The sequence below is a fragment of the Vibrio sp. 10N.222.46.A1 genome, assembly GCF_041473595.1.
Taxonomy (GTDB): Bacteria; Pseudomonadota; Gammaproteobacteria; order Enterobacterales; family Vibrionaceae; genus Vibrio; species Vibrio tasmaniensis_A.
In genome coordinates this window covers 1-9,865 of sequence record NZ_JBFRSN010000218.1, presented here as the reverse complement: position 1 = coordinate 9,865, position 9,865 = coordinate 1, and the positions used below count along the sequence as shown (strand labels likewise).

The following is a 9,865-nucleotide window of genomic DNA, read 5'->3' as shown; positions in this document are numbered from 1 at the left end:
TATCTGATATGTGTTAAGTGGAGTAATCCGTAAAAGTTGACTATTCTTCTATTGATTACTTCATTAACAAAAAGCTTATTTTTCTCGGAATGATATGTTGCATTGTTGCTCTTGATGGGTACAATTGCGGCTACCTGATGCGGTGCTTTGGTTAATCTGTTGTTAAACTCTGGTTTACACGGTTAATAATGTTACCGCACGTAGAGGTGCAATTATAAAGAGTAGTTTTCGTTGGGGTGATGCCAATGAACGGGAATGAAAGGTGTAATTGCCGAAGTAAATTGTATATCTAAGCAATTTGCTGGGGTTGTGCTCAATAGGTACAACACTGCCATAGTCTTAATTTTAAACTATGGAGCGCTACTGTAGGGTTGGGTGAAGTGTTCACTTCCCTTTCGCTTAGTTCAACATGAGCTTGATAAGCCGTATCAAGTTTATCTGCAGTAGATCTCTAGCCAAATAAAAAACTGGTTTTTGAAGATCATGAATTTAATAGATTTTGCAACATCGCCTTTATCGCTGCTTCCTCCCTTGGTTGCCTTGACTCTTGCTATTGTTACCCGCCGTGTATTAGTTTCCTTGGGTGTCGGTATCGTCATGGGTGCGATTCTACTTGCTGACTACTCAGTAGGTAACGCAGCTAGCTACGTCTTTACTAAAGTATCTGGTGTTTTCATCGAAGATGGTGGTATTAACACTTGGAACATGAGCATCGTTGCTTTCCTAATTATCCTTGGAATGACAACGGCATTATTAACACTATCTGGCGGTACTCGCGCATTCGCTGAGTGGGCACAGTCTCGTGTTAAGAGCAAACGTGGTTCAAAACTACTTGCTGCATTTTTAGGTGTATTCATCTTTGTTGATGATTACTTCAACAGCTTAGCGGTAGGTGCCATCTCTCGCCCTGTAACTGACCGCTTCTACGTATCTCGCGCTAAGCTAGCTTATATCCTAGATTCAACTGCTGCTCCTATGTGTGTGATCATGCCGGCTTCTAGCTGGGGAGCTTACATCATCACTATCATTGGTGGCATCTTAGTGACACACGGTGTGACAGAGTATTCTGCACTGGGTGCTTACGTTCGCCTTATCCCAATGAACTTCTACGCTGTGTTCGCGCTATTAATGGTGTTTGCTGTTGCGTGGTTTGGTTTAGATGTTGGCAAAATGCGCGAGCATGAGATCGAAGCCTCTCAAGGCCGTGGTTTTGAAGGTGATAATGATCAAAAGCAAGCGCACGATCTAAACGAAGAGCTGGATATTCAAGAGAGCGAAAACGGTTCTGTTTCTGATCTCGTTATGCCAATCGTAGCGTTAATCGTCGCGACGGTTGCAGCAATGCTTTACACCGGTGGCCAAGCGCTTACTGCTGATGGTCAAGCATTCAACTTACTTGGTGCATTTGAAAATACAGATGTAGGTAAGTCTCTGGTTTACGGTGGTGTTATTGGTTTACTCGTTGCGCTAGCAACGGTATTCAAACAGAAACTGCCTATGGCTGATATCACAAGAACAATGTGGATTGGTGCAAGCTCAATGTTTGGCGCTATCCTTATCCTTGTATTTGCATGGACGATTGGTTCTGTTATTGGCGACATGAAAACAGGTTCGTACCTATCCTCTCTAGCAACAGGTAACATCGATTACCACTGGCTACCGGTTATCTTGTTCCTTCTTGCTGGCCTAATGGCATTCTCGACAGGTACATCTTGGGGTACGTTCGGTATCATGTTACCGATTGCGGGTGACATGGCTGCTGCCTCTGACATCGCGCTAATTCTTCCTATGCTAAGTGCGGTTCTTGCGGGTTCTGTATTTGGTGATCACTGTTCTCCAATCTCGGATACAACGATTCTGTCTTCTACAGGTGCGCGTTGTAACCACATTGACCACGTATCGACTCAGCTCCCTTATGCGCTGTCTGTGGCGTTCGTATCGTGTATTGGTTTTATCACCCTAGGAATGACATCATCAACTGGCATTGCATTTGGCGCAGCGTCTCTAACGTTTGTTGCGGTATGTTTTGCATTGGCTTATTTCTCTCGTTGCAAGATAGCAACGTGTAAAAGCTAATCATCATTTGATTGAATAATGAGAAGGGAGGCGTTTGCCTCCCTTTTTTTGTGTTCGTTAATTTAATTTTAAATTTCGTGAAAAAAGTTCGAATAAATGGTTGAAAAAGGGTGTCAGCTTAGTTAGTGTGGAGACAAGACAGCAAACAACCTAAGAGCTGATAAGTATGCGTAAATTAGTAATGAACATTCATCACCATCATCACCCTATCTAGTCTTTCGGGGAGATTTACGTATACCCGGGAGCAAGAATTCTCCCGGAGGTTAAGTCAAAGAATTTAGATTTAAACCCTCGGGACGACAAAGTCTTCCGAGGGTTTTTTAGTTTTAGCACTTTTAAATAATCAATAAATTCAAATATTTGCACAGGGATACAGCAATGCAGACACAACGCCTAAGAATCGCAATTCAAAAGAAAGGTCGCTTAAGTAAAGAGTGCCAAGATCTACTTAAAAAATGTGGTGTGAAATTTAACATCATGGGTGAGCGCTTAGTTGTTCATTCACTAAATATGCCAATCGACTTGTTACTCGTTCGTGATGATGACATCCCAGGTCTTATCATGGATGGTGTGGTTGACCTTGGTTTCATCGGTGAAAATGAACTAGAAGAAGTTCGACTAGACCGTGTTGCTCTAAAAGAACCATCAGAGTTTCGCACACTACGTCGTTTAGACTTCGGTGGTTGCCGCCTTTCTATCGCAATCAACAAAGATGAAGTCTACAACGGCCCACAAGATCTTGCGGGCAAACGTATTGCAACAACCTACCCACAACTACTAAAAGCCTACATGGATGAGCAGGGTGTTGAATTCAGCACTTGTATGCTAACAGGTTCGGTTGAAGTTGCTCCTCGCGCAGGTCTAGCAGACGCTATTGCAGACTTAGTTTCTACAGGCGCAACGCTAGAAGCAAACGGCCTAAAAGAAGCAGAAGCTATCTTCCAATCTAAAGCAACACTGATTCAACGTGTTGGTGATTTCGATGCAGACAAAACGGCATTGATTGAAAAACTACTGACTCGTATGCAGGGTGTTCAACAAGCGAAAGAGTCGAAGTACATCATGCTTCACGCACCAACGTCTCAGCTAGAGCAAATCAAAGCTCTACTACCTGGGGCTGAAGATCCTACGGTTCTTCCTCTATCTACAGACAAAGACAAAGTTGCCGTTCACCTCGTAAGTACAGAGAACTTGTTCTGGGAAACTATGGAACAGCTGAAAGAGTTGGGTGCAAGCTCGATTCTAGTATTACCAATCGAAAAAATGATGGGGTAGTGACGATGAGAACCGTTGTTTGGCAATCTTTAAGTGAATCACAGCAAGACTCGGTATTAGAGCGTCCAGCTATTACTGAAGGTGCAAACATCACAGCGACTGTTTCTGATGTTATTGCAAAAGTACGAAATGAAGGCGATGCCGCACTTAAGGAACTGACTGAAAAGTTTGATGGTGTGACTCCAGAATCTATCCGAGTTAGTTCGGGTGAGATCGAAGAGGCATGTGCTCGTCTAACACCAGAGATGAAGCAAGCGTTGGAGCAAGCTTACAGCAACATTGCTAAGTTTCATGAAGCTCAAAAGCCACAGCCAATTAAGGTTGAAACACAGCCTGGTGTTGTGTGTGAGCAGGTGACGCGCGCGATTAATACTGTTGGACTTTATATTCCGGGGGGCAGTGCGCCACTTCCGTCAACGGTTCTTATGTTAGGTGTACCTGCTCAAATTGCGGGTTGTCGTAAGGTTGTGCTTTGCTCACCTCCGCCCATCGCGGATGAAATCTTGTATGTCGCTAATCTTTGTAAAATCGATGAGGTTTACAATGTTGGTGGTGGTCAAGCCGTTGCTGCCATGGCTTACGGGACCGAGAGCGTTGCTAAGGTTGATAAGATCTTCGGCCCAGGTAACGCTTACGTAACGGAAGCTAAACGCCAAGTAAGTAACGACTTCCGTGGCGCTGCGATTGATATGCCTGCTGGCCCGTCTGAAGTGTTAGTGATTGCAGACGAAACTGCGGATGCTGACTTCATTGCTGCTGATCTACTGAGCCAAGCTGAACACGGGCCAGATTCACAGGTTGTATTAGTAACACCATCACCAGTTATTGCCGACCAAGTAACCGATGCAGTTCAGAAGCAACTGAAAGAGCTGTCTCGTGCGAACATCGCTCAGCAAGCATTGGCTTCAAGTCTAATCATCATTGCTGAATCGATCACTCAAGCGATTGCGATTTCGAATTTCTATGGCCCGGAACACTTGATTGTTCAGACCAAGAGTCCACGTGAACTGCTGCCATTACTAGATAATGCAGGTTCAATCTTCTTGGGTGACTGGTCTCCAGAATCTGCAGGTGACTACGCATCAGGCACAAACCACGTTCTTCCGACTTACGGCTATACCAAGACTTATTCAAGCCTAGGTTTGGCGGATTTCTCTAAGCGTATGACGGTACAAGAGTTAACAGCTGATGGCTTACAAGGCCTAGCGCCAACGGTAGTCACAATGGCGGAAGCCGAAGGTTTGGACGCACACAAACGTGCGGTGACCATCCGAGTTGAAAAATTAAATCGATTTGAACAGCTAAATAAAGCGAAATAAGGGTAGGGCATGGAAAAGTTAGCAAGAAAACAAGTTCAGGCTCTAACACCTTACTTGTCTGCAAGACGCATTGGTGGCAGCGGAGATGTATGGTTGAACGCCAACGAATCTCCGTTTGATAACGAGTACACCTTAAATCTGACTCGACTTAATCGCTACAGCGAGTGTCAGCCTAAAGAGCTAATCGATGCTTACGCTCAATATGCGGGTGTTGCACCAGAGCAAACGTTGACTACTCGTGGTGCTGACGAAGGCATTGAACTACTGATTCGTGCTTTCTGTGAGCCGAACGAAGACGCTATTCTTTACTGCCCACCCACTTACGGTATGTACGCAATCAGTGCAGAGACGATTGGTGTTGAGCGTAAAGTGGTGCCTCTGACTTCTGAATGGCAATTGGATCTTCCTGCTATTGAAGCTCAACTTGACAACGTAAAAGTGGTCTTTGTTTGTAGTCCAAATAACCCAACCGGTAATTTGGTTGATCGCAAAGACATCATCAAGCTGCTTGAAATGACACAAGACAAAGCGATTGTTGTGATGGATGAAGCGTATATCGATTTCTGCCCTGAAGCATCAACGGTGGATTTGCTTGCTCAGTATCCGAATCTAGCGATTCTTCGAACTCTCTCGAAAGCATTTGCTTTAGCGGGTTTACGTTGTGGCTTTACGCTAGCGAACAAAGAGCTTATCGATGTATTGTTAAAAGTGATTGCTCCTTATCCAGTGCCAATCCCTGTTGCTGACATTGCCGTTCAAGCACTTTCAGAGCAAGGACTAGCGCGTGCTAAGTTCCAAGTTCTGGATTTAAGTGCTAACCGAGCGTATTTACAAGCCGGTTTACTAGGTATGCCTCAAGTGACGGTGTTTGATGGTTGGGGTAACTACCTACTGGTTAAATTCCCGAACGGCGATGAGTTATTTAAAGCGGCTTGGGATACGGGCATCATTTTGCGTAATTCACCAATTGAAGACTGTGTTCGTATTAGTATTGGTAATCGCGAAGAGTGCGAAAAGACACTTGGATTCATTCGTAACTTTTATCAGTAACGAAAGGCTTACCAGTAATAACATTTGCCAGTTTTAGTGGATTAATAATCGGCTGGCAAATGAAACCAATATTTTGGGTTAGCGTTGATTTTAGCTAGGCCAGCAGATTTAAAATTAAAAGGAAGTTCAAGTGAGTAAACAACAGAAAATACTTTTTATAGACCGTGACGGCACCTTAATTGTTGAGCCGCCAGTTGACTTTCAAGTAGACCGTTTAGACAAACTAAAATTCGAACCGTTAGTGATTCCTAGCCTACTTGCACTGCAAGATGCGGGTTATCGCTTAGTGATGGTGACTAACCAAGATGGTCTAGGTACAGATAGCTACCCGCAAGAAGAGTTCGATGCTCCACACAATATGATGATGGAGTTCTTTGAGTCTCAGGGCGTTAAGTTTGATGATGTTCTAATCTGCCCTCACTTTGATGAAGACAATTGCTCTTGCCGCAAGCCTAAGCTGGGTATGGTTAAAGAATACCTACAGGGCGGTAAAGTTGACTTCCAAAAGTCAGTCGTGATTGGTGATCGAATGACGGATCTTCAACTTGCTGAGAACATGGCAATTCGTGGTATCCAATACGGACCAGATGCGCAAGCTGAAGGCACGCTTAACTGGCCACAAATCGTTAAAGATCTGACGGTTAATGCGCGCATTGCTGAAGTGGTTCGTACCACTAAAGAAACGGACATCAAGGTGGCAGTAAACCTTGATGAAACCGGTGGCAACAAGATCGATACTGGCATGGGGTTCTTCGATCACATGCTTGATCAAATCGCGACACACGGCGGTTTCCAAATGAACCTGACTGTGAAGGGCGATCTACACATTGATGATCACCACACAGTAGAAGATACCGCTCTTGCTTTAGGCCAAGCATTGAAAGATGCATTAGGCGATAAACGTGGTATTGGCCGCTTTGGTTTCAGCCTACCAATGGATGAGTGTTTGGCTCAGTGTGCGCTAGACCTTTCTGGCCGTCCATACCTGAAGTTCGATGCTAAATTCAGCCGCGAGCAAGTGGGTGACCTTTCAACAGAGATGGTGGTTCACTTCTTCCGTTCTCTAACCGATACATTGGCTTGTACGCTACACCTTTCTTCTGACGGTAATAATGATCACCACATCATTGAGAGCCTATTCAAAGCGTTTGGCCGTACTCTTCGCCAAGCAATCAAAGTTGAAGGTAACGAGTTACCAAGCAGCAAAGGCGTTCTGTAAGGCTAACGTTAGCAAGGAAAAACAATGAAAGATCAAAAAGTCGTTATTATTGATACTGGTTGTGCCAATGTTTCCTCGGTGAAGTTTGCGATTGAACGTCTAGGCTACGCAGTTGAAATTTCAAAAGAACCAGAAGTTGTTCTTGCTGCGGACAAGCTGTTCCTACCGGGTGTAGGCACAGCAAGTGAGGCAATGAAGAACTTGCAAGAGCGCGACCTTGTTTCTCTTGTGAAGCAAGTAGAGAAGCCTTTGCTAGGTATTTGTTTAGGTATGCAGCTGTTAGGCAAATTGTCTCAAGAGAAAGGCCAAAAGGCTGACGAGTTAGTTGAATGCCTAGGTTTGTGTGACGGTGAAGTTCGTTTACTTCAAACGGGCGACTTGCCTTTACCACACATGGGCTGGAACACAGTAACCGCGACACCTAATCACCCTCTATTTAAAGACATTGAAGAAGGTGAATACTTCTATTTTGTTCACAGCTTCGCAATGCCGGTGGGTGACTACACAATCGCACAATGTGATTACGGTAATCCGTTCACAGCCGCAGTGCAAAGTGGCAACTATTATGGTGTTCAGTTCCACCCAGAGCGATCTTCGAAAGCTGGCTCTAAGCTGATTCAGAATTTCTTGGAATTGTAATAAGGATTAGGCAGCGGCTAACGTTGCCCTATAAGGAATGTAAATGATTATTCCCGCGTTAGATTTAATTGAAGGTCAAGTAGTTCGCTTATTCCAAGGAGACTACGGGCAAGTAACAGAATACAAAGTAGACCCAGCTGAGCAGTTTAACTTGTACCACCAAGCTGGCGCAGGTTGGCTTCACCTTGTTGACTTAACGGGTGCAAAAGACACAACGGCTCGTCAGTTAGACTTGATTGCTAAGCTCCTTGCTAGCACGCCTGCGAACATCCAGATTGGTGGTGGCGTGCGTAACGAACAAGATGTCGTTGATCTACTAGAAGCTGGCGCACAGCGCGTTGTGGTTGGTTCTACGGCAGTTAAGCAACCTGAGTTGGTTAAAGGTTGGATGGAGAAGTACGGTGCGGAAAAAATCGTGCTGGCTCTGGACATCAATATTGACGAAAGCGGCACACGTAAAGTCGCGATTTCAGGTTGGCAAGAAGATTCAGGTGTGACCATTGAAGCGCTGGTTGAAGACTACCTCACGGTTGGCCTTAAACACGTTCTGTGTACCGATATTTCACGTGATGGCACGCTAGAAGGATCAAACGTAGAGCTCTATGTTGATCTTTGTAAGCAGTACCCACAAGTACAATTCCAATCATCGGGTGGCATTGGCAGCCTAGCTGATATCGAAGCACTTAAAGGCAGCGGCGTTGCGGGTGTGATTGTTGGTCGTGCACTGCTTGATGGCAAGTTCACCACAGAGGAGGCATTTGCATGTTGGCAAAGCGAATAATCCCTTGTTTGGATGTCCGTGATGGACAAGTGGTTAAGGGCGTTCAATTCCGTAATCACGAAATTATTGGTGACATCGTTCCGCTAGCACAACGCTACGCAGAAGAGGGCGCTGATGAATTAGTATTTTATGACATCACCGCATCAAGTGATGGCCGTGTGGTCGATAAAAGCTGGGTGAAACGTGTAGCAGAAGTGATTGATATTCCTTTCTGTGTGGCTGGTGGTATTAAGTCTGCGGAAGATGCAGCACGCATTCTTGAGTTTGGTGCAGATAAAGTATCCATCAACTCGCCTGCATTGGCTAACCCACAGCTAATCACTGACCTAGCTGATAAGTTCGGCGTACAGTGTATCGTTGTCGGTATCGATTCATACTTCGATAAAGAGACGGGTAAATATCAGGTTTACCAATTCACAGGCGATGAAGCGCGTACCAAAGCAACCAAGTGGGAAACCAAAGATTGGGTGCAGGAAGTACAGAAGCGTGGCGCCGGTGAGATCGTGTTAAACATGATGAACCAAGATGGCGTTCGCAACGGCTATGATATCGACCAGTTAAATATGGTACGTTCAGTGTGTAATGTACCCCTGATTGCATCAGGTGGCGCAGGTGCGATGGAGCACTTTGCTGAAGCCTATAAAAAAACCAACGTGGACGGAGCACTTGCGGCTTCGGTATTCCACAAGCAAGTCATCAATATTGGTGAACTTAAACAGTATTTGAAACAACAAGATGTAGAGGTGCGACTATGAGTTTTGAAACCGCAAGCTTATCAAAAACAGAAGTAGGCGCATTGTCAGAGCGTATTAACTGGGAAAAAGTCGATGGCTTAGTGCCAGCTATTGTTCAAGATTACCAATCGAGCCAAGTGCTAATGATGGGATACATGAACCCTGCAGCACTTGAGAAAACGGGTGAAACTGGCAATGTGACGTTTTTCTCTCGCACCAAAGAGCGTCTTTGGACGAAAGGTGAAACGTCAGGCAACGTATTACAACTGCAAAACATCGCCTTGGACTGTGACAGCGACACCTTACTGGTTAAAGTTAATCCCATTGGCCCAACGTGCCACACAGGTACAACAACGTGTTGGGATGGAGACAAACAAGAAGAGTCTCAGATGGTGTGGCTTCATCAGCTTGAGCAGCTACTGGCTGCCCGCAAGGACGCAGACCCTGAGTCTTCTTATACTGCCAGTCTATATGCCCGTGGCACCAAGCGTATTTCGCAAAAAGTGGGCGAAGAAGGCGTTGAAGTCGCGCTTGCGGCGACGTCGGGCGATAAGGCGGAATTAGTGTGTGAATCAGCAGATTTGATTTACCACTTGATGGTTCTTCTTCAAGACCAAGGCTTGTCGATGAACGATGTGGTCAACAAGCTAAAAGAACGTCACAAGTAAGCTCTGTTTAGATTAATCGAACCACGTAGCAGATAGATAAAAGCCCCGTAAACAATTATATTTACGGGGCTTTTTAGCTTTTTAATTTTCAAGATTTCAAGATT

The 9,865-nt window shown here is 45.0% G+C and carries 9 protein-coding genes, 1 riboswitch and 1 other annotated feature; all 9 genes read left to right on the top strand.

The features are described 5' to 3' along the window. Window positions 1-193: 193 nt before the first annotated feature. Window positions 194-371, top strand: a riboswitch (Lysine riboswitch). 112 nt (window positions 372-483) lie between these two features. The 9 genes from AB4496_RS07385 to hisIE all read left to right on the top strand — a co-directional run bounded on the left by AB4496_RS07385 (window position 484) and on the right by hisIE (window position 9,761). After that, window positions 484-2,076, top strand: coding sequence for a Na+/H+ antiporter NhaC family protein (locus AB4496_RS07385; RefSeq protein ID WP_029223134.1), 1,593 nt, complete (start codon window positions 484-486; stop codon window positions 2,074-2,076). 189 nt (window positions 2,077-2,265) lie between these two features. After that, window positions 2,266-2,401: a sequence feature (His leader region), on the top strand. 53 nt (window positions 2,402-2,454) lie between these two features. Further along, the gene (gene hisG / locus AB4496_RS07380) at window positions 2,455-3,351 is read left to right on the top strand and encodes an ATP phosphoribosyltransferase (RefSeq protein WP_009848806.1); all 897 of its coding nucleotides are present in this window, start codon (window positions 2,455-2,457) and stop codon (window positions 3,349-3,351) included. Further along, window positions 3,351-4,670 (top strand): histidinol dehydrogenase, encoded by a 1,320-nt coding sequence (gene hisD, locus AB4496_RS07375; protein WP_017098157.1) that lies wholly within the window; start codon window positions 3,351-3,353, stop codon window positions 4,668-4,670. The genes hisG and hisD overlap by 1 nt, the downstream gene beginning before the upstream one ends. A gap of 9 nt (window positions 4,671-4,679) precedes the next feature. Then, a complete protein-coding gene (hisC, locus tag AB4496_RS07370; RefSeq protein WP_009848804.1) occupies window positions 4,680-5,720 on the top strand; it encodes a histidinol-phosphate transaminase in 1,041 nt (346 codons plus the stop codon). A gap of 130 nt (window positions 5,721-5,850) precedes the next feature. Continuing rightward, window positions 5,851-6,939, top strand: a complete 1,089-nt coding sequence (gene hisB / locus AB4496_RS07365; protein ID WP_009848803.1) for a bifunctional histidinol-phosphatase/imidazoleglycerol-phosphate dehydratase HisB — start codon at window positions 5,851-5,853, stop codon at window positions 6,937-6,939. A 24-nt stretch (window positions 6,940-6,963) separates the two neighbouring features. Beyond that, window positions 6,964-7,578 (top strand): imidazole glycerol phosphate synthase subunit HisH, encoded by a 615-nt coding sequence (gene hisH, locus AB4496_RS07360; RefSeq protein ID WP_009848802.1) that lies wholly within the window; start codon window positions 6,964-6,966, stop codon window positions 7,576-7,578. A 43-nt stretch (window positions 7,579-7,621) separates the two neighbouring features. After that, window positions 7,622-8,359 carry a 1-(5-phosphoribosyl)-5-[(5-phosphoribosylamino)methylideneamino]imidazole-4-carboxamide isomerase gene (gene hisA, locus AB4496_RS07355; protein WP_009848801.1) on the top strand — a complete coding sequence of 246 codons (738 nt, stop codon included), beginning with the start codon at window positions 7,622-7,624 and terminating at the stop codon, window positions 8,357-8,359. Then, entirely contained in the window at window positions 8,341-9,114 is a 774-nt protein-coding gene (hisF, locus tag AB4496_RS07350) for an imidazole glycerol phosphate synthase subunit HisF (RefSeq protein WP_004734577.1), read from the top strand. The genes hisA and hisF overlap by 19 nt, the downstream gene beginning before the upstream one ends. After that, window positions 9,111-9,761, top strand: a complete 651-nt coding sequence (gene hisIE, locus AB4496_RS07345; RefSeq protein ID WP_009848800.1) for a bifunctional phosphoribosyl-AMP cyclohydrolase/phosphoribosyl-ATP diphosphatase HisIE — start codon at window positions 9,111-9,113, stop codon at window positions 9,759-9,761. The genes hisF and hisIE overlap by 4 nt, the downstream gene beginning before the upstream one ends. Window positions 9,762-9,865: the final 104 nt, after the last annotated feature.

Bases quoted from the DNA above. Each gene is read 5' to 3' on its own strand.
- AB4496_RS07385 (WP_029223134.1), top strand. From the start codon at position 484: ATGAATTTAATAGATTTTGCAACATCGCCTTTATCGCTGCTTCCTCCC.
- hisG (WP_009848806.1), top strand. From the start codon at position 2,455: ATGCAGACACAACGCCTAAGAATCGCAATTCAAAAGAAAGGTCGCTTA.
- hisC (WP_009848804.1), top strand. From the start codon at position 4,680: ATGGAAAAGTTAGCAAGAAAACAAGTTCAGGCTCTAACACCTTACTTG.
- hisH (WP_009848802.1), top strand. From the start codon at position 6,964: ATGAAAGATCAAAAAGTCGTTATTATTGATACTGGTTGTGCCAATGTT.
- hisA (WP_009848801.1), top strand. From the start codon at position 7,622: ATGATTATTCCCGCGTTAGATTTAATTGAAGGTCAAGTAGTTCGCTTA.
- hisF (WP_004734577.1), top strand. From the start codon at position 8,341: ATGTTGGCAAAGCGAATAATCCCTTGTTTGGATGTCCGTGATGGACAA.
- hisIE (WP_009848800.1), top strand. From the start codon at position 9,111: ATGAGTTTTGAAACCGCAAGCTTATCAAAAACAGAAGTAGGCGCATTG.